The sequence below is a fragment of the Pseudomonas sp. HMSC066A08 genome, from assembly GCF_001813025.1.
Taxonomy (GTDB): domain Bacteria; phylum Pseudomonadota; class Gammaproteobacteria; order Pseudomonadales; family Pseudomonadaceae; genus Pseudomonas; species Pseudomonas aeruginosa.
The window spans coordinates 1-18386 of the sequence record NZ_KV811287.1; the positions used below are offsets into that span (position 1 = coordinate 1).

The 18386-nt window shown below is 63.4% G+C and carries 19 protein-coding genes and 1 pseudogene; 9 read left to right on the plus strand and 11 right to left on the minus strand.

Features of this window, described 5'->3' with window-relative positions; genetic code table 11:
• Nucleotides 1-1041 precede the first annotated feature (1041 nt).
• Nucleotides 1042-1914 (minus strand): hypothetical protein, encoded by an 873-nt coding sequence (locus tag HMPREF2886_RS33080; protein WP_023123514.1) that lies wholly within the window; start codon nt 1912-1914, stop codon nt 1042-1044.
• A gap of 339 nt (nt 1915-2253) precedes the next feature.
• On the opposite strand from HMPREF2886_RS33080, the gene HMPREF2886_RS08690 reads away from it, so the two are divergent.
• A complete protein-coding gene (locus HMPREF2886_RS08690) occupies nt 2254-2478 on the plus strand; it encodes a DUF7364 domain-containing protein (RefSeq protein WP_003129771.1) in 225 nt (74 codons plus the stop codon).
• A 14-nt stretch (nt 2479-2492) separates the two neighbouring features.
• Nucleotides 2493-2582: pseudogene (locus HMPREF2886_RS35285) on the plus strand (hypothetical protein); the annotation flags it as partial.
• A gap of 179 nt (nt 2583-2761) precedes the next feature.
• Here HMPREF2886_RS35285 and HMPREF2886_RS08700 read toward each other — a convergent pair.
• Entirely contained in the window at nt 2762-2998 is a 237-nt protein-coding gene (locus HMPREF2886_RS08700; RefSeq protein WP_031691141.1) for a hypothetical protein, read from the minus strand.
• Between the two features lie 402 nt (nt 2999-3400).
• On the opposite strand from HMPREF2886_RS08700, the gene HMPREF2886_RS08705 reads away from it, so the two are divergent.
• The 3 genes from HMPREF2886_RS08705 to HMPREF2886_RS08715 all read left to right on the plus strand — a co-directional run bounded on the left by HMPREF2886_RS08705 (nt 3401) and on the right by HMPREF2886_RS08715 (nt 5117).
• Entirely contained in the window at nt 3401-3874 is a 474-nt protein-coding gene (locus HMPREF2886_RS08705) for a Panacea domain-containing protein (RefSeq protein ID WP_031691139.1), read from the plus strand.
• Nucleotides 3861-4250, plus strand: a complete 390-nt coding sequence (locus HMPREF2886_RS08710) for a hypothetical protein (protein WP_031691137.1) — start codon at nt 3861-3863, stop codon at nt 4248-4250. Before HMPREF2886_RS08705 ends, HMPREF2886_RS08710 begins: the two co-directional genes overlap by 14 nt.
• A gap of 474 nt (nt 4251-4724) precedes the next feature.
• Nucleotides 4725-5117, plus strand: a complete 393-nt coding sequence (locus tag HMPREF2886_RS08715) for a helicase (RefSeq protein WP_070747154.1) — start codon at nt 4725-4727, stop codon at nt 5115-5117.
• A 71-nt stretch (nt 5118-5188) separates the two neighbouring features.
• On the opposite strand, the gene HMPREF2886_RS08720 is transcribed toward HMPREF2886_RS08715, so the two are convergent.
• The 3 genes from HMPREF2886_RS08720 to oxyR form a co-directional block, all read right to left on the minus strand.
• Nucleotides 5189-6598: an HDOD domain-containing protein gene (locus HMPREF2886_RS08720; RefSeq protein ID WP_003098324.1), complete on the minus strand. Its 1410-nt coding sequence runs from the start codon at nt 6596-6598 to the stop codon at nt 5189-5191.
• 89 nt (nt 6599-6687) lie between these two features.
• The gene (gene recG / locus HMPREF2886_RS08725) at nt 6688-8763 is read right to left on the minus strand and encodes an ATP-dependent DNA helicase RecG (protein ID WP_003096624.1); all 2076 of its coding nucleotides are present in this window, start codon (nt 8761-8763) and stop codon (nt 6688-6690) included.
• Entirely contained in the window at nt 8760-9692 is a 933-nt protein-coding gene (oxyR, locus tag HMPREF2886_RS08730) for an oxidative stress transcriptional regulator OxyR (RefSeq protein ID WP_058178515.1), read from the minus strand. The genes recG and oxyR overlap by 4 nt, the downstream gene beginning before the upstream one ends.
• Before the next feature lie 137 nt (nt 9693-9829).
• Between oxyR and HMPREF2886_RS08735 the strand changes: the two genes are divergently transcribed.
• The 3 genes from HMPREF2886_RS08735 (at nt 9830) to HMPREF2886_RS08745 (ending at nt 12168) form a co-directional block, all read left to right on the plus strand.
• Nucleotides 9830-10681 carry an SDR family oxidoreductase gene (locus HMPREF2886_RS08735; RefSeq protein ID WP_039028184.1) on the plus strand — a complete coding sequence of 284 codons (852 nt, stop codon included), beginning with the start codon at nt 9830-9832 and terminating at the stop codon, nt 10679-10681.
• Nucleotides 10681-11481 carry an AraC family transcriptional regulator gene (locus tag HMPREF2886_RS08740; protein ID WP_033970070.1) on the plus strand — a complete coding sequence of 267 codons (801 nt, stop codon included), beginning with the start codon at nt 10681-10683 and terminating at the stop codon, nt 11479-11481. Before HMPREF2886_RS08735 ends, HMPREF2886_RS08740 begins: the two co-directional genes overlap by 1 nt.
• A 66-nt stretch (nt 11482-11547) precedes the next feature.
• Nucleotides 11548-12168 (plus strand): LysE family translocator, encoded by a 621-nt coding sequence (locus HMPREF2886_RS08745; RefSeq protein ID WP_070747156.1) that lies wholly within the window; start codon nt 11548-11550, stop codon nt 12166-12168.
• Between the two features lie 6 nt (nt 12169-12174).
• Here HMPREF2886_RS08745 and HMPREF2886_RS08750 read toward each other — a convergent pair whose 3' ends face one another.
• The 6 genes from HMPREF2886_RS08750 to HMPREF2886_RS08775 all read right to left on the minus strand — a co-directional run bounded on the left by HMPREF2886_RS08750 (nt 12175) and on the right by HMPREF2886_RS08775 (nt 17462).
• Nucleotides 12175-12906 carry a hypothetical protein gene (locus HMPREF2886_RS08750; protein ID WP_033970068.1) on the minus strand — a complete coding sequence of 244 codons (732 nt, stop codon included), beginning with the start codon at nt 12904-12906 and terminating at the stop codon, nt 12175-12177.
• Nucleotides 12907-12960: 54 nt separating this feature from the next.
• Complete coding sequence (locus HMPREF2886_RS08755; RefSeq protein ID WP_003096609.1) at nt 12961-13341, minus strand: RidA family protein; 381 nt, start codon at nt 13339-13341, stop codon at nt 12961-12963.
• A gap of 61 nt (nt 13342-13402) precedes the next feature.
• The gene (spoT, locus tag HMPREF2886_RS08760) at nt 13403-15508 is read right to left on the minus strand and encodes a bifunctional GTP diphosphokinase/guanosine-3',5'-bis pyrophosphate 3'-pyrophosphohydrolase (RefSeq protein WP_003096603.1); all 2106 of its coding nucleotides are present in this window, start codon (nt 15506-15508) and stop codon (nt 13403-13405) included.
• A gap of 65 nt (nt 15509-15573) precedes the next feature.
• Nucleotides 15574-15840 carry a DNA-directed RNA polymerase subunit omega gene (rpoZ, locus tag HMPREF2886_RS08765; protein ID WP_003096602.1) on the minus strand — a complete coding sequence of 89 codons (267 nt, stop codon included), beginning with the start codon at nt 15838-15840 and terminating at the stop codon, nt 15574-15576.
• 88 nt (nt 15841-15928) lie between these two features.
• Nucleotides 15929-16540, minus strand: a complete 612-nt coding sequence (gmk, locus tag HMPREF2886_RS08770; RefSeq protein ID WP_003098317.1) for a guanylate kinase — start codon at nt 16538-16540, stop codon at nt 15929-15931.
• A 58-nt stretch (nt 16541-16598) separates the two neighbouring features.
• A complete protein-coding gene (locus tag HMPREF2886_RS08775; protein ID WP_033970067.1) occupies nt 16599-17462 on the minus strand; it encodes a YicC/YloC family endoribonuclease in 864 nt (287 codons plus the stop codon).
• Between the two features lie 181 nt (nt 17463-17643).
• On the opposite strand from HMPREF2886_RS08775, the gene rph reads away from it, so the two are divergent.
• Nucleotides 17644-18363, plus strand: a complete 720-nt coding sequence (gene rph, locus HMPREF2886_RS08780; protein WP_033970066.1) for a ribonuclease PH — start codon at nt 17644-17646, stop codon at nt 18361-18363.
• Nucleotides 18364-18386: the final 23 nt, after the last annotated feature.

Genomic DNA, 18386 nt, shown 5'->3' on the forward strand with positions numbered 1-18386 from the left:
CGGCGCCGCAGCTCCCCCAGTTCGATATCGAGGTCTGACTGAGCCGAGCCGACCCGCGTTTCAAGGTGAGCGGATCGTGTGCGGAGATCCACCAGCCATCACGCAAGAGTTGAGCAACATCGGCGCACATCGGTAAGCGGTGGCCGAGGCACGATATTCAGTGTGCGCGAAATCATGTTTTTGTCGAATGTTTTCGATGATCGTAACTATCATCTTCATAATCTGATAGTTACGATCATGATCGTGCCCGTTGAACTATGTTGATGAGTAAATTTTTGTCGCTTGGCCTTATTTATAGAGGGTTGGATGGTTGTTGCGAGATGCTGGTTGAGACAGAAGTGTTGACTTTTGTTGACTTAATTACTTCTAGGTCAAAGGAAATTGCGCTGCTGTCGTTGGTATTGATGTTGTGCTCAATGAAAATTTGAGGCAGCAGTTCGAGTGTTTTGCTGTTCAGGATTTCTGCGACTCTTTTCTGGAATCCGTCTTCAGAAAAGTTTTCAGGCATTACGGCTGAAGGAAAAACGGTTCGACTCTCTCCATGGAAAGTATCTCTTTCGGTGGAGATTCTGTATTTGAAATCTATTATATAAAATTCAATTTTAGTTATCATTTTTTTGAGTCTCCAAAAAGTTGTTTTTATGTTTTACTTGCTTCTGGGGCTGATTTTGGATTTTTGAGGGTCTCACTTGAGTGGTTGTACTGCGATGATCTGTGCTCAAGCTTGAAATGCAAGAGGGTTCTGGTAAATTTTTGTAGCTTAAGCGTATCGGTGCCTGTTGGTCCACATTTTTGTACCTACCTCTGCTCGTCTGCATCCAGGCCTGGCTGCAATGCATCGCAAGCAGCAGCATTGCTGTCAGGCTAGCGCTCTGGATTGGCTGAGGGAAATTGAGCCTGTCCTTGTGGTTGACGTCAAAAAAGGCGTAGAGGCGATAGGCCAGTGTACCAGGGCCGCGGGGGGGCGTTCTGATAGTCTTCACCTCTTTGATATGTAAGGGCTCCAGCTTCAAGCTGGGGCCCTTTATACATACACCCGGCTTAAAGCCAGTTGTTGATGGAGTCTGGAATCAACCAGCCGAGAGGGATGAAAAACGGAGAGCCTGGCTTGGCTGGTGCCCAGTATGTCGACTGGTGCCCAAAGCGGGCCCAGATTACATCCTGCTTCACAATAAGCAAATGGCCATCGGGCTGGAAAGCCATGTAGGCATTCTGATTACCATCCGTGTGCGTGTGCCAAATCGCGTTATCGTTAGCGTCATATACGACAAAGTTTCCGTCGTACTGCATTTGAGCTTTAACTCCGCCCTTGCCATCAAGCTCCGCGTTATAGATCGGAGTAGAACCACTGTAAACTACTAGATTGCCATCTGTCTGAAAGCGGAAGCTGTAATTGCCATTCACATATACGGTGCCTCGTGGCATGACTGTGCCCGGAGGAATAATAACTGACTGTGTGGCGCCGGCGGCAGCTGTCCGATACGCACCTGTTTTCCATCGGATATTTGTTAGGTATGCGACAAGGTTACCGTCATCTTGCAGGACATAGTTGGTGTAATCACCAGCATTTTCAGGCAGGTTGCTATCTATCTTGGTTAGATACTTAAAACACCCCTTGCGATCTTCGATACTGATGCCCTCATAGACCTGCATTCGCCATCCGTCATGACGGCAGCCATCGCCAGTCATCTTTCCAACAATCCCTGTGGACTCGTCTGCTCTCCAGATGAACTTGTTGTTTTTATCAAAGATGGCAAGGTCGCCTGTATTGGTAAGCTCTAGGCGGTAGACTCCATTGGGGGACTCGGCAAGTTTACCAACGCTGTTAAGGCCGCGAGGGACAATGTTGCCAGCAAGTGCTGAGCTTGCTGCGAAGATCAAACCTAGAGCTAGCACATTTAATCTAGATTTCATAAATCACCTACCTGTGAAAGAAGAGCGCTCATTAAGGCACAGATCAGTCGTGGTGTAAAAAGGTTGATTCGATCTCAGGTCTGCGGGTTCAAGAGGAGTGTTACCGGATCATGACGGCCTGCTCTAAAGGAGCTATCTTGCGTGCCCTACCAAGTCGAGGCCGAGGTCGAAGCGATCAAGGGCGGCTCCGAGCCGGACCTAGCTACCTAGGTCAAGGCTGTTCAGGCGAGCAAAGAGCGGTATCCGCTCCCATGGTCCTAAGCATTTTGATAATTGTGACCGGTATCTCGTTTTTGCTACGGTCCCTCGCTGATGTGTCGAGTAGATAGGGATGTTGGTATGGACGAGATGTTGCGGCGTAGGCTCCGGGCGGAGTTACTGGAGGTGGGGTTCCTCAACCAGTGTTGCCTTGACCTGATGGAAAGCATGGAGGCTGAGTTCAGCCTCACGGATGACCAGCGCGAGTGCATCGAGCAGCTCAGCCGATTTCTGCAGGAAGGGATCGGCAAGCTGACATCTCTGTCCGAGCGTGTGGCGGCTGGCGATATTGTCGTGCTTTGTTGAGCGTTTTAATTCCCTTTCCGTACGTCAAGGCTGGCGCTGAACCGAACTACAGCGCTTGGATAGCCAGGGTCGAGGAGGTCAAGGCCAGGTATCCGCTGCCCGAAAGTAGCAAGGCCCCGGCTGAATGCTCAGGACGGGGCCAGTCTGCTACAGAAACTCTAGCTGTTCGCGCAGACAGTCGGGGTTTTTCTTCCAAGGGCACTCGCCGACTAATCCCCCGTCAGCCTCACTCAAGACTCACCTGTTCATTAAGCCGTCGATTGGCCGTTCTGTGCAAGCGGGGTCAATAGACCGGGTTGTGGGGTGGGGGAATCCACTCTGCGTAAGTGCGAACCAGCAACTCTTTCAATTCAGGAAGCCGTGCGGCATCTAGCAAGCCGGCGTCAATCAAGGCTTGTAGGTAGCCATCGGCTTTCCAATACTGAGCCACGGCGTCAGTGTGGGTGTCTGCCTGCGTCACTGCTGCAATCTGTGTCTGGGCCAAGAGCACGGCTGTCTGGGGATCGATTGGTTGAGTCATATTCAATTTCACAGTCGGGGTTCACGGTACGTTATAGCTAGACCTGCCCCCCCAGCCGGTTTTCCCCGGAGGGGGCAACCTCTAACGGTAGATGGGTACCCGAAGACTTTCGAACACCCCGGCCACTGGCTGAAGTCTCGAACCGGCGGCTGGCCGGCTTGATGCCGGATCATCCGACCTCAGATTGAGGGTGAGCCACGATCAGGCCAGCCTGGCTCTGGTGTCCCGCTGTTACAAATCTCTTTGCGAGAGTGAAATGCATCTGCAGGGCAGGCGCGTAGCGAGTCGGAGCGTGCTGGGCGTGATGGCACACATTGGTACGGTTTGACACAGCTCTTGACTTGTGCAGAATTCGCCTCATTTTGTCTACGAATAGACTAAATCGGCTGACAAGGAGGGCTTATGTACGACGTGCTCACTGTGGCAGATGCGATCCTCAAAATCGCCAAGTCAAAAGGAGTAAGTCTGACCCCCATGCAGCTAATGAAACTCGTGTACATAGCGCATGGGTGGAGCTTAGGTCTGCGCGGTATTGACCTATTCCGTAACCGTATAGAGGCTTGGCAGTACGGGCCAGTGATGCCTGACCTATATCATGCGACCAAGCAGTTCGGTCGTAATCCAATCCCGCTACACATGGTTGGGGAGGGGCCGCCGCCAGTCAATATGGAGGACGTAGACTTCCTGACAGATGTATTTGATAAATATGGCCATTTGTCTGGACCTCAACTTTCCTATCTGACGCACCAGAGTGGGACGCCATGGGATACGGTGTATCATCCAGAACTCCGCGGAGTTGAGATTCCGGACGACCTCATCAGTAACCATTATAAGGACCTCCTGCGTGGCAGGAGGCCTATGAATGTCGGAGCCTGAGAAGGAGTCTGTCAAGCAAAGTGAGGTTCCAGGCCCGGAGCTCCCGTCGGATGCCCCCTGGTTGAAGCAGGCGAAGGGGGATTCAGATGCCGTTCGTGAGGAGCTAAAATGGAAGGAGCTTGATCCGCGAAGAGGGGCGCACAATGAGGTCTATCGTCTAACGATCAAAGCCTTGAGGTTTGGGGCTTGGATTCTCGGGGCGCTGGTGCTTGTTCGGCTGTGGCACCTTGCCGGCCCCTATCAGTGGGGAGACGCAAAGCTCCGCTGGCTTAGCGTAGAAGACATTAATGCTATTGACAAAATGCTGTTCAGTGGTGCTTTAGGTGGTCTAGTGCTTGGCCATCTAAAGGAAATCATGAAGCCGCTTGATAAGTGATCAGCAGCCCGTCTAGGCCTGAGCCTCAAGCCTGCCTTCCTGGATCGCTGAGGGATCGCCACCCGATACCTGCGTAGCCTTGCCTGGGTCACGGGGAGATATCGGAAAATTTCCGGCATGTCTCGGCCAGGGGGCTGCAATGATTTTGCACCCCCGAAGACATGTGCCGGAAATCTCCCGTCACATCGGCCGATCTCCAACACCTCATTCGCCAGCATGCGAGCTGGCTGCCCCAGAAACGTTTCCGCAACCGAAAACGAGGTCCGCGCTGTTACGGGCTTTCGTGGCATGACTTTCAATTCCAGTGCGGAAATAAACTTCTATTAAGTTATTGAAAATAAACGTTTTTACTGTAGTCAGAGCGGCTCCGGGCTTCGTCGAAGACGCTTCCGCGCTCATCGAAAGGACAGCTGTAGTCCTCCTCGCGAACAGCTACAATGCGCCGCTCATCTCCCCGGATATCGAGGCGCGTGCATGAAATTTCGTCTTCTCCTGTGGATGCTTGGTCGCCTGATGGCCAAGGCCAGCCGCGACAATCCCGCTTTCCAGAAGCAGCTCGAGGGCAAGGACCTGGTGTTCCAGTTGCATACCCTCGACGGCAAGGTGGCGCGCCACTACCTGGTCAGGGACCTGCGTGTGAGCAGCAAGCGCGGTACCCATCCGCAACCGGCATTTTCCCTGGGGTTCAAGGACGGAGCCTACGGTTTCGCCGCGATGACTTCGAAGAACCCGCAGTTGGCCTTCATGCAGGGCATCCAGAACAAGGATATCCAGATACAGGGCAATCCGGCGCTGGTGATCTGGTTCCAGGGCCTGGTGAAGTACCTCAATCCGAAGAAGAAGGCTCCGGAGAAGAAAGCCGCCTGACGGCGGCTTTCGATCTTGCCCGGGCTGCGGATGCAGCCCTTCGGTAGTGCGTTTCGCGGCGGACTACCCGGTCACCCCGGCAAGCGATTGAACTGGGCCGCCAGTTCGCGCAGAGCCGCTTCCGCTTCCAACACCTTTTTCACGGCGTCCCCAGCCTTCTCCGGGGTGATCCCCAGGCGCTCGTACAATGCCGCCGGAATCGCTTGCTGCGGGCCATCGCCGATGCCGCTGTTGCGCAGCAACCGGTTGGTCAGGCAGATCAGGTTGGCGTAGACCGCGTTCGGCCCGGTGTAGCTGGGATCCTGCTGGAAGCGCAGGGCGCAATAGAGGTCGTCAGGCATGTCCCAGACGCGCATCAGCCAGGCGCCGATCTGCTCGCGGGTGATCCCCAGCAGGTGCTGTTCGATGTAGGCATGGCCGAGGTGCGGGTTGACCTCCAAGTGCCGGCAGATCAGCGAGAAATGCGGCGGGAAGACATGCGCCAGGACCAGGTAGCCGAAATTGTGCAGCAGGCCGCCCAGGTAGCTCAGGCCGGACTCCGGGCGCAGCTCGCGCGGCATGGCGCGGGTCAGGCCCTCGATTACCGCGGCGGTGTAGATCGCTTGCTGCCAGTAGGGCGTGGCCTGCTGCGGCTGGTCCTTGGGCAGGCTCAGGCTCTTGCCCAGGGCGAGGCCGAGGGCCAGGTTGATCACCAGGTCGAAACCGAGGACGCGGACGATCGCGTCTTCCACCGAGCGGATCTTGCCCGGCGCGGCGTAGTAGGGCGAGGCCGCCCAACTGACCACCTGGGCGGCGAGCGCCGGATCGGTTTCCACCAGGCCGGTGATGTCGTCGACGCTGGCGTTGGGGTCGACCCGCAGCTTGATGATCTTCTGCGCCGTCTGCGGCAGCGGTGGAATCTCGATGGTCTGCTCCAGGCGCTGCTGGATGCGCCGGGCGGTGAAGGCCTGCACGGCCTGGCTGATTTCCGCACGGTCGTCGTCCGGGCGGTCAAGGTTCAGGTTGATGTTTTCCAGCGGTTCGCCGAAGCGCGCGGCGCTGGCCTTGCCCAGCAGGCCGCGGAAGTCGTTGCTGGCGATCTCCAGGAGGATGCCGGGCTGGCCGGACTCGATCAGCAGGCGCGGCTCCTGCAACAGGCGCTCGTCGTACAGGCAGGGCGAACTGGTCAGGGGTGGCAACGCCGGCAGGCGGTGCAACTCGTGCTTGCCGAGCATTCGTTCCAGGCGCTCGGGCTTGATCGCCAGCAGCTTGCGGCCGGTCAGTTCGGTGAGCCGGGCGAGGTCCAGCAACTGGCTCTGCGGGAACAGCACCAGCAGGGTGCCGACGGCGTCGTCCAGCAGCACCGCCTGGACCCGGCGGGCGGCAGGCAGCTCCGCGCTGTCGCTGACCTCGCGGCAGGCGATGCCTAGCTTGGCGAGCAGCTGGAGGATGACCTGGGGGGCGTGCGGAGCATCGGCGGAGGCCAGGGCGGCTTCTGTCATGACGAGACCATGCGAGCTGGATTTTCCCTCAGTATAACCAGAGCTGCTTCAAGACTGAGACCTACGCCGGTCAGCGAGAGCGAAATAGATCACACTTGACCGTATTGCTGGCCGTGGCGCAACCACCGTTCGAGCAGTGGGCTGACATGCTGCGGCCAGTGCGCCAGGAGGGATTGGGCGGCATCGCGGACCGCCGGCAGCAGGTCTGCGTCGCGCATCAGGTCGGCGACCTTGAATTGCAGCAGGCCGGTCTGGCGGGTGCCGAGCATTTCGCCGGGGCCGCGCAATTCCAGGTCCTTCTCGGCGATGACGAAACCGTCGCTGGTCTCGCGCATGATGCCCAGCCGCTCGCGGCCGATCTGCGACAGCGGTGGGTGGTAGAGCAGCACGCAGTGGCTGGCGGCGCTGCCCCGGCCAACCCGGCCGCGCAACTGGTGCAGTTGGGCCAGGCCAAGGCGTTCGGGGTTCTCGATGATCATCAGGCTGGCGTTGGGCACATCGACGCCGACCTCGATCACCGTGGTCGCCACCAGCAGTTGCAACATGCCTTCCTTGAAGGCTTCCATCACCACGGCCTTGTCCGCCGGCTTCATGCGCCCGTGGATCAGGCCGACGCGCAGTTCGCCCAGCGCCGAGGAAAGCTCTTCGTAGGTGGTCTCGGCGGCCTGGCAGGTAAGCTCCTCGGACTCTTCGATCAGGGTGCACACCCAGTAGGCCTGGCGCCCTTCGCGGCAGGCTGCGCGGACTCGCTCGATCACCTCGATGCGGCGGCTGTCGGCCACCAGCACGGTATTCACCGGGGTACGCCCGGGCGGCAGCTCGTCGAGGATCGAGGTGTCGAGGTCGGCATAGGCGCTCATCGCCAGGGTCCGCGGGATCGGCGTGGCGGTCATGATCAACTGGTGCGGGCAGAGCCTGCCGTCCACGCCCTTCTGGCGCAGGGCCAGGCGCTGTTGCACGCCGAAGCGGTGCTGTTCGTCGATGATCGCCAGCGCAAGGCGCTTGAATTTCACTTCATCCTGGAACAGCGCGTGGGTGCCGACCACCATCGGCGCGCCGTCGCCGATGCGTTCCAGTGCCGCCGCGCGGGCCTTGCCCTTGAGCTTGCCGGCCAGCCAGGCGACTTCGATGTCCAGCGGCTGGAGCCACTTGCTGAAGTTGAGGAAATGCTGCTCGGCGAGGATCTCGGTCGGCGCCATCAGCGCCACCTGGTAGCCGGCCTCTATGGCTTGCAGGGCGGCGAGGGCGGCGACCACGGTCTTGCCGGCGCCGACGTCGCCTTGCACCAGGCGCAGCATCGGCTCGTCCTGGGCCAGGTCGTAGGCGATCTCCGCGCCGACCCGGCGTTGCGCGCCGGTCGGCTGGAAGCCGAGGTTGGCAAGAAAGCGTTTCGGCAAGCGGCTGGCCGCCGGCAGGCGCGGCGCTGCCTGCGAGCGCACGGCTTCGCGCAGACGCTGCAGGGACAACTGGTGGGTCAGCAGTTCTTCGAAGGCCAGGCGCAACTGCGCCCAGTGCCGGCCTTCGGCCAGTTCCTCGATGTCGGCATCCGGTGGCGGCCGGTGCAGGTAGCGGATCGCCTGGTCGAGCGGGCCAAGTTGGTAATCGCGGGCCAGTTCCGCCGGCAGCCAGTCGGGCAGGCTGCTGGGGCCGAGCATGGCCAGGGCCTGTTGGCTCAACTGGCGCAGGCGCTGCTGGGTGAGGCCCTCGGTAGTCGGGTAGATCGGCGTCAGGGTCTGCTCCACCGGAATCGGCTCGTCGCCGTTCAGCGCGCGGTATTCCGGATGGTAGATCTCCAGGCCCGAGGCACCCGGCCGGACTTCGCCGTAGCAGCGCAGGTGGGTGCCGCGCTTGAGACCGTCCTTCTGCGCCTGGCTGAAATGGTAGAAGCGCAGGCTCAGGGTGCCGCTGCCGTCCTGCAGGCGCACCAGCAGGCTGCGGCGGCGCCCCATCACCACGTCGGCGCCGGCCACCACGCCCTCGACCACCGCGTCGGCCCCTGGCCGCAGGGCGCCGATGGCGGTGACGCGGGTACGGTCCTGGTAGCGCAGGGGCAGGTGGAACAGGATGTCCTGCAGGGTTTCCAGGCCTACCCGAGCGAGCTTCTCCGCCAGCGCGGCGCCTACGCCCTTTAGCGCGGTGACCGGGACCCTGGACAGCTCGGTCATGCGATTTGCGGTTGTTCCTGGGGTTGCGGACGGGCCACCGAGCACAGGCGGATCGAGTCGGCCAGCACTTCGATGGCGCGTGGACGCGGGAAGCTGGCGCGCCAGGCGATGGCAACGGTACGGAACGGTACCGGCGCGCTGAACGGGCGCACTTCGATGACGCCCGGCGCGTAGTGGTGGCTGTCCACCGCGGAGAACGGCAGCACCGAGACGCCCAGTCCGGAGGCGACCATGTGGCGGATGGTCTCCAGCGACGAGGACTCCACCGTGGTGTGCTTGTTCTCGTCGCCCTTGCGTACGGTCGGGCAGGCTTCCAGCACCTGGTCGCGGAAGCAGTGGCCTTCGCCGAGCAGGAGCAGGCTCTTGTCGTTGAGCAGCTCGGAATCGATGCTGGCCTTGGCGGTCCAGGGATGGTCGGCCGGCATCAGCACATAGAAGGGCTCGTCGAACAGCGGCTTGGTCAGGACGTCGGCTTCCTGGAACGGCAGGGCGATGATGATCGCGTCGAGTTCGCCGGTACGCAGCTTGTCGCGGAGGATATGGGTGAAGTTCTCCTCGATGTACAGCGGCATCTGCGGCGCGACCCGGTGCAGCTGGGGAATCAGGTGCGGGAACAGGTAGGGTCCGATGGTATAGATGGCGCCGACCTTCAGCGGCGCGGCCAGCTGGTTCTTGCCGGCCTGGGCCAGCTCGCGGATGCCCTGGGCCTGTTCGAGGACCTTCTGCGCCTGGGCGACGATGCCTTCGCCCACTGGCGTCAGGCGCACGGCGCTCTTGCTGCGCTCGAAGATCAGCACCCCCAGCTCGTCCTCGAGCTTCTTCACGCCGACCGAGAGGGTCGGTTGGCTGACGTGGCAACGCTCGGCGGCACGGCCGAAGTGTTGTTCCTGGGCGAGGGTGACGATGTAGCGCAGTTCGGTGAGGGTCATGGCTGCTCATCCGTTAAGATCGGCCAAGCATAGCGGCTGCACCGCCGCGAACCAACCTCCGGGGGCATGATCGGGCGTGCATTGCAGACGATTCGACGCCTACACTGCCCGCCTTGTTGTAGGAAGGAGACGGCTTCATGTCGCAAACAGTGATGATCGCCGGCTGCGGCGATGTCGGCGGGCGCCTCGGCGAGGCGCTGCTGGCCGATGGCTGGCGGGTCCATGGCCTGCGTCGCTCGGTGGACGCCTTGCCGCAGGGGATCCTGCCGGTGGCTGGCGATCTGCAGGCTCCGGAGTGTCCCGCGCAGTGGCCGAGCGAGCCGCTCGACTACCTGGTGTACAGCGCCGCCGCCAGTCAGCACGACGAGGCTGGCTACCGTGCCGCCTACGTCGACGGCCTGCGCCATGTGCTGGGCTGGTTGCAGGCCCACGGCCAGCGGCCCAGGCGCCTGCTGTTCGTCTCCAGCACCGGGGTCTACGCGCAGACCGATGGCGGCTGGATCGACGAGGAGTCGCCGGCGCTTTCCCAGGCCTATTCCGGACGGATCATGCTCGACGCCGAGCAGGTCGCGCTGGACAGCGGGATAGCGGCTACCCGCGTGCGCCTGGCCGGCATCTACGGTCCGGGGCGGGAGTGGCTGCTCAACCAGGTGCGCCAGGGTTACCGGGTGGTCAGCGAGCCGCCGCTGTATGCCAACCGGATCCACGCCGACGATGCGGCCGGGCTGCTGGCCTTCCTGTTGCGCGCCGATGCCGGCGGCCAGGCGCTGGAGGACTGCTACATCGGTGTCGACGACGCGCCCGTGGCGATGCACGAGGTGGTCGACTACCTGCGCCAGCGCCTGGGCGTCAGCCAATGGGCCGACGAACATTCGGTACGCCGCGCCGGCAGCAAGCGTTGCAGCAACCGCCGCGCCCGGGCGCTCGGCTGGGTGCCGCGCTATCCCAGCTACCGCGAGGGCTACGCGGCGGTGCTCGGGGACGCCTGATGGCTGCCAACCGGTTGTTGGCGCGTCCCTGGCTGCCTGGCGTGGAGCTGTTCCATGCGGACTTCTCCGGCCAGGCGTTCGGTCGCCACAGCCATTCGGCCTTCGCCATCGGCTCGATCCTCCATGGCGTCGGCGGCTACCAGTGCCGCGGGCGGCGCCATGCGCTGCCGGCCGGCACCCTGTCGCTGATGAACCCGGAAGAGCCGCATACCGGGCACGCCGAATCCGAGCGGCTGGTCTACCGGATGCTCTATGTCGAGGAAACGCGCCTGCTCGGCCTGCTCGGCCGCAAACAGTTGCCGCGCGGCTTCGGCGAACTGAACCCGGCCGACGACGGCAGCGTGACGGTTGGCCTGGCGCGATTGGCCGAGGATTTCCAGCGCAGCGACGCATTGGGGCTGGAAAGCCGCCTGCTGGCCTTGCTCGAACAGGTCTTCGTGCGCCACGGCGGCTTGCGCCCGGCGGCCGCGGCGCCCCGCGACGGCGGAACCACCGCTCGCCTGCGCGATTACCTGGAAGCGCACGCCACCGAGGCGCTCGGTCTGGACCAGCTGGCGCAGTTGCTGCAGCGCCACCCGCGCCACCTGATCGAGGCTTTCCGGCGTGCCTACGGCGTACCGCCGCATACCTACCAACTGCAATGCCGGGTGCGCCAGGCCAAGCGCCTGTTGCTGGAAGAACGGCCGCTGGCGGAACTCGCCCAGCACCTCGGCTTCTACGACCAGGCGCACTTCTCCACGACCTTCCGGCGTTTCACCGGGGTCACTCCGGGGCAGTTCCGGCGCAGCGCCAAGACCTGAGTTTTTTCCAATACGGCGCCCACTGCGCTGCACAGACTGGAGTCCTTCGCGTTTCGAGGGGCCTTCATGTTCGCCGCGTTCGTTCTTGTCGCCAGTACCCATTTCGCCGCCCTGCTGTCGCCGGGGCCGGATTTCTTCCTGTTGGTGCGCGCCGCCCTGCTGCGCGGCCGGCGCCAGGCCGACGGGGTGGCCGCCGGCATCGCCCTGGCCAACCTAGTGAGCATGCTACTGGTGCTCGGCCTGCTGGCCAGCGTGCCGGACTCGGCGCACAGCGCCTTGCGCTGGCTGCAGGCGCTCGGCGGACTGTACTTCCTCTGGCTGGCGGGCCAGGCGCTGCTTGCGCACAGGCGACTGGAAATGCCGGCGCAGCGCGACGTCCCGTCACGCGGCAGCTATCTGCGCGGGCTGCGCGACGGCCTGCTGGCGAGCAGCCTGAATCCCAAGCTGCCGATCTTCTATGCGGGGCTGTTCGGCGTGCTGGCGCGCTTCAGCCTGCCGGGCTGGGCGCTGGCCCTGTGCCTGGCGTGGATGAGCCTGGCGGTGCTGTGCTGGGACATGGCGCTGGTGCGCCTGCTGGACAGGCAGCGCTGGCGCGGCTGGCTGCAACGGCGGGTAGGCGCGCTGGACCGGCTGTGCGGCGTCCTGCTGCTGGCGCTGGGCGGCTGGCTGGTGCTGGCCGCCCTCTGAGAGGCGTCAGCGCTCCAGCAGCCAGACGCGCTTGCCGGGCACGTAGCTGGGCATCTCGTTGGTGCCGGCGGTGTTGACCGCCTCGAACAGTTGCAGCTCGTCGTCGTCGAGGCTGAACAGCAGTTCGCGGCCGCGGTTGCCTTGTTGCAGCCAGATGCTGTCGTTGTCGCCGCTCATCGCCGCGCAATCGCCGGCCAGGCACAGCGCGTAGCGTTCGGCGCCGGGCAGACCGCTGACCAGGCCATTGGCCTGGAACTCGACCTTGCCGCCCTGGCCCTGGCCTTCGCGGATCTTCCAGCTGCCCTTCAGATAGCTGCCGTACAAGGCCCGCTCGAAACCGCTGCCGGCAGGACTGTTGGCCGCGGGTTGCGGGTCGAGACGGCGGAAACGCTGTTCCGGGCCGTTGGCGCTGGCCTGCTGGATCAGCTCCTTGCCGTCCAGTTCGAGGCTCTCCTGGTTGTCGTCGCCATAGAAGGCGACCTTCCAGTGCTCGTCATCGCTCTTGCTCAGGGTCCCTTCGCCCAGTTCGAAGCCGTTGCTGAAGGTGGCTTCGCCTGCCTTGCTGTCGAGCTTCCACTCCAGGTTCGGGCCATAGGCGAGCAGGGCCTCGCGCAGCTTGCCGTCCTTGCTCGCGGCGTCGATGGCGGCCTGGTTGATCCAGGTGCCGGACGGATCGGCCGTGCCGGCGCAGCCGGCCAGCAGGGTGGCGGCTGCGGCGAGGAAAATCACGCGGCGCATCGTGCTACTCCATGCAGAGCGACGGGGCCTTGGGCCCCGTCGCGAACATCCGGCTTACTCGAGGACGACGATGGCGTCCATTTCCACCTGTGCGCCCTTCGGCAGGGCGGCCACGCCGATGGCGGCGCGCGCCGGGTAGGGCTGGGTGAAGTAGCGGCCCATGATCTCGTTGACCTTGGCGAAGTGCGACAGGTCGGTGAGGAAGATGTTCAGCTTGGCAACGTCGTGCAGGTAGCCGCCGGAAGCCTCGATCACCGCCTTGAGGTTCTCGAACACCTGGACGGTCTGCTCCTCGAAGCCCTCCACCAGTTCCATGGTCTTCGGGTCCAGCGGGATCTGCCCGGACACGTAGACGGTATTGCCGGCCTTGATGGCCTGGGAGTAGGTGCCGATGGCGGCCGGGGCGTTGTCGGTGTGGATAACGGTCTTGGTCATGGGAACTCCTTGCTGAAATCGAGTGGGCGCGGGGGCGCCGGATGACACAGGAAAAAGCGGGTCAGCTGCGCAGGCGGGTGATCCGGATCACTCCCTTGAGGGCGCGCAGCTTCTTGATGACGCGGGCCAGGTGGACGCGATCGTGCACGCTGACGACCAGTTGGACCACGCTGATGCGACCGTCGCGCTCGTCCATGCTGATCTTCTCGATGTTGCCGTCGGCCGCGTTGACGCTGGTGGCGAGCAGGGCGATCAGGCCACGCTGGTGCTCCAGCTCGACGCGCAGTTCGACATTGAATTCGCCGGTGACATCCTTGGCCCAGCTGAGCTGGATGCATTTTTCCGGGTTGTGGCGTACTTCGCTGATGTTCTTGCAGCTTTCCAGGTGCACCACCATGCCCTTGCCGGCGGACAGGTGGCCGACGATCGGGTCGCCGGGAATCGGTGTGCAGCACTTGGCGTAGCTCAGGACCAGGCCTTCGGTGCCGCGGATCGCCAGCGGACCCTCGGCGCTCGGCGCTTCCTCGCCCTCGCTGGATAGCAGGCGACGGGCGACCACGTAGGCCATGCGGTTGCCCAGGCCGATCTCTTCCAGCAGGTCTTCGAAGACTTCCATGCGGTACTCGGCGAGCACGGCCTGGATGCGTTCCTGGGGAATCTTCTCGAGGTGGCTGTCGAAGCCGGTGAGGGTCTTGTTCAGCAGGCGCTCGCCGAGGTTGATCGACTCGGAGCGGCGTTGCAGCTTGAGCGCATGGCGGATATGGGTGCGCGCCTTGCCGGTGACCACGAAGCTCAGCCAGGCCGGGTTCGGCCGGGCGCCCGGGGCGGTGACGATTTCCACCGTCTGGCCGCTCTGCAACGGCTCGGAGAGCGGCGCCAGGCGGCGGTTGATGCGGCAGGCGATGCAACTGTTGCCGACGTCGGTGTGCACCGCGTAGGCGAAGTCGACCGCGGTGGAACCCTTGGGCAGCTCCATGATGCGGCCCTTGGGCGTGAACACGTAGACCTCGTCCGGGAACAGGTCGATCTTCACGTTCTCGATGAATTCCAGCGAGTTGCCGGCGCGCTGCTGCAGTTCCAGCACGCCCTTCACCCATTGCCGGGCGCGGGCATGGGTGCCCTTGGGCGTTTCGTCGTTGGACTTGTACAGCCAGTGCGCGGCGATCCCGTGGTTGGCCATCTCTTCCATCTCGCGGGTACGGATCTGGATCTCGATGGGTACCCCGTGCATGCCGAACAGGGTGGTATGCAGCGACTGGTAGCCGTTGGCCTTGGGAATCGCGATGTAGTCCTTGAAGCGTCCGGGGAACGGCTTGTACAGGCTGTGCACGGCGCCCAGCACGCGATAGCAGGTATCGACCTTGTCGACGATGATGCGGAAGGCGTAGACGTCCATGATCTCGTTGAACGCCTTACGCTTGCCGCGCATCTTCTGGTAGATGCTGTAGAGGTGCTTCTCGCGGCCGATCACTTGGCCTTCCATGCCTTCGCGGGCGAGGCAGTTGACCAGCGACTCCTGGATCTTGCCGACGATCTCGCGGCGGTTGCCGCGGGCCTTCTTCACCGCCTGGCGGATGCGCTCGGCGCGCATCGGGTGCATGGCCTTGAAACCGAGGTCCTCGAACTCCACGCGCATGGTGTGCATACCCAGGCGGTTGGCGATGGGCGCATAGATTTCCAGGGTTTCCTTGGCGATGCGCCGGCGCTTCTCGCCGGACAGCACCTCGAGGGTGCGCATGTTGTGCAGGCGGTCGGCCAGCTTGACCAGGATCACGCGGATATCGCGGGCCATGGCCATGGCCATCTTCTGGAAGTTCTCGGCCTGGGCCTCGGCCTTGGTCTCGAAGTTCATCTGGGTCAGCTTGCTGACCCCGTCGACCAGTTCCGAAACCGTCTCGCCGAACTGCGCGGTGAGCGCTTCCTTGGCGATGCCGGTGTCCTCGATCACGTCGTGCAGCATCGCGGCCATCAGGCTCTGATGGTCCATGTGCATGTCGGCGAGGATGTTGGAGACCGCCAGCGGATGGGTCACGTACGGCTCGCCGCTGCGGCGGCGTTGCCCGTCGTGGGCCTGCTCGGCGTAGTAGTAGGCACGGCGGACCAGGTTGACCTGGTCCGGCCCGAGGTAGCTCGACAGTCTGTCGGCGAAGGCGTCTATGCCCGGCAAGGGTTCACCCCCTGCCCGTAGGCGGGTTGCGGCGCTCGCAGGCGACGTCGAGCCGAGGCCATGGCTTACAGGGCCTCGGTGTTGGCCTCGTCGTCGAACGCTGCGAACAGCGGTTCGTCCTCGACGATGTCTTCCTGCTGGACGACGTTCTCATCGACCAGGCCGGAAGCGATCTCGCGCAGGGCGACGACGGTCGGCTTGTCGTTTTCCCAGGCCACTTTCGGCTCCTTGCCGCCGGTAGCCAGCTGACGGGCGCGCTTGGTGGCGAGCATGACCAGCTCGAAACGGTTATCGACGTTGTCCAGGCAGTCTTCAACGGTGACGCGGGCCATGGTGTTCCTCGTAACGAAAAGTGAGCCCGACGTTTGCCGGGCGGACTGAATAGTCTAAAAAATCGCCAATCTTTATGGAAGAGCCGATTTAGGCGAGCAGACGACCGAGCAGTTCGGCGTGGCGTTGCTGCTGGGCGTCCTGGCGCAACTGGCGGGCGCGGAAGATCGCCTTGAGGTCGTCCAGGGCGTGGGCGAAATCGTCGTTGATCACCAGGTGATCGTACTCCACGTAGTGGCTCATTTCGCTGACGGCTTCGCGCATGCGCCGCTCGATCACCTCGTCGCTGTCCTGGCCGCGGTTGGTCAGGCGCTGGCGCAGGGCTTCCTGGCTCGGCGGAAGGATGAAGATCGATTGGGCCTCGGGCATCAGCCGGCGCACCTGCTGGGCGCCCTGCCAGTCGATCTCGAGGATCAGGTCGAGGCCTTCGGCGAGGGTTTTCTCGACCCAGCGCTGCGAGGTGCCGTAGAGGTTGCCGAAGACCTCGGCGTGCTCGAGGAACTCGTTGCGCTCGAGCATGGCGAGGAATTCCTCGCGGCTGGTGAAGTGGTAGTTGACCCCGTCCACCTCGCCCGGACGCATGCCGCGGGTGGTATGGGAGACGGACACGCGGACCTCGGGGGCGGCGTCGAGCAGGGCCTTCACCAGGCTGGTCTTGCCGGCGCCGGAGGGAGCGGAAACGATGTACAGGGTGCCGGACATGGGGTGTTCCTGGTGCTTCGTACGGGTTGGAAAGAGATCGGGCGGAGGCGCCCGCCGGTCATTCGATGTTCTGGACCTGCTCGCGCATCTGCTCGATCAGGACCTTGAGGTTGACCGCCGCCTGGGTCGAGCGCGGGTCGAACGCCTTGGAGCCTAGAGTGTTGGCTTCCCGGTTGAGTTCCTGCATCAGGAAGTCCAGGCGCCGACCGGCGGCGCCGCCGGCCTTGAGGACCCGGCGGACCTCGCCGACGTGGGTGGCGAGGCGGTCCAGCTCCTCGGCGACATCGCTCTTCTGCGCCAGCAGGACCAGCTCCTGCTCCAGGCGCTGCGGATCGAGTTCGGCCTTGAGTTCGGCGAAGCGGTCGAGGATCTTCTGCCGCTGGTTGGCCAGCATGGTCGGCACCAGTTCACGCAGGTTGCCGACTTCCACCAGCATCGCGTCGAGCCGTTCGTTGAGCAGCTTCGCCAGTTCCTGGCCTTCGCGCGAGCGGCCGGCCTTGAGTTGCTCCAGGGCCTGGCCGAAGGCTTCCAGGGCGGCGGCGTTGAGCGCCTGCGGGTCGGCCGAGTCGGCTACCAGTACGCCGGGCCAGGCCAGCACGGCGAGCGGATCGAGAGGCGCCGGCTGGCGGATCAGGGCGGCTACGCCTTCGGCGGCGGCGACCAGTTGGCGGGCGCGCTCCTGGTCGACCTGCAGGCTCTTGCCGGCGGTTTCCTCGGCGAAGCGCAGGGTGCATTCCACCTTGCCACGCGACAGGCCCTGGCGCAGCGCCTCGCGCACCGCGCCTTCGAGGTCGCGGAAGGCGTCGGGCAGGCGCAGGTGGGGCTCCAGGTAACGGTGGTTGACCGAGCGCAGCTCCCAGCTCAGGGTGCCGTGGGTACCGGCCTGCTCGACGCGGGCGAAGGCGGTCATGCTGTGCACCATGGGTCTACCTCGATAGTCGTGTGGGGGAGTGCGTTCGGCGCCGGACGCGTGCGGCTGCCGTGATTCGAGCCGGGCATTGTAACCCACGTCCGGCGGGGCCCGCACGCCGACGGTGGTTGAGAGCCCGGGCTGGCCTCTATAATGGCGGCCAATTCCGCTTTCTCAGTACAGGATATCCACGATGAATCGTCCCAGTGGCCGTGCCGCCGACCAGCTGCGCCCGATCCGCATCACCCGCCATTACACCAAGCACGCAGAAGGTTCGGTGCTGGTCGAGTTCGGCGATACCAAGGTGATCTGCACCGTCAGCGCCGAGTCCGGGGTGCCGCGCTTCCTCAAGGGCCAGGGCCAGGGTTGGCTGACCGCCGAGTACGGCATGCTGCCGCGCTCCACCGGCGAGCGTAACCAGCGCGAGGCCAGCCGCGGCAAGCAGGGCGGTCGTACCCTGGAGATCCAGCGCCTGATCGGCCGCTCCCTGCGAGCGGCGCTGGATCTCGGCAAGCTCGGCGAGAACACCCTGTACATCGACTGCGACGTGATCCAGGCCGACGGCGGCACCCGCACCGCCTCGATCACCGGCGCCACCGTGGCGCTGATCGACGCCCTGGCGGTGCTGAAGAAGCGTGGCGCGCTCAAGGGCAACCCGCTGAAGCAGATGGTCGCCGCCGTTTCCGTGGGCATCTACCAGGGCGTGCCGGTCCTCGACCTGGACTACCTGGAGGATTCCGCCGCGGAAACCGACCTGAACGTAGTGATGACCGATGCCGGCGGCTTCATCGAGGTGCAGGGAACCGCCGAAGGCGCGCCGTTCCGTCCCGCCGAGCTGAACGCCATGCTCGAACTGGCCCAGCAGGGCATGCAGGAGCTGTTCGAACTTCAGCGCGCCGCGCTGGCCGAATGAGCAGACGCCCGGCACTGCCTGCC